Annotated in this window: 1 pseudogene; it reads right to left on the bottom strand. The window is 61.4% G+C overall.

Annotation, left to right across the window (positions count from 1 at the left end):
- Positions 1-233, bottom strand: a pseudogene (locus GYA94_RS26995) (amino acid permease); the annotation flags it as partial.

The raw sequence follows: 233 nt of genomic DNA, 5'->3' as shown, positions 1-233 counted from the left end.
TGTTGTACACCGACAGCGCGGCCGTCAGCACCACGAAATTCAGCAGGTTGGCGGCCACGTCACTGCCCAGCAGCGAGAACACCTGCACGAATGGGCTGCTGCCATAACTGCCGCCCGAGGCGTCGATGCTGGCCACCAGGTTGTCCCACGGGGTCAGCGACAGCAGCACCACCAACGCACCCACGTAGAAGATCAGGATACGGTAGATGACTTGGTTGATCGCCTTGGGGATC

Source organism: Pseudomonas juntendi, assembly GCF_009932375.1.
In the GTDB taxonomy this organism is placed as follows: domain Bacteria; phylum Pseudomonadota; class Gammaproteobacteria; order Pseudomonadales; family Pseudomonadaceae; genus Aquipseudomonas; species Aquipseudomonas juntendi.
This window is presented reverse-complemented; position numbering and strand designations above follow the sequence as displayed.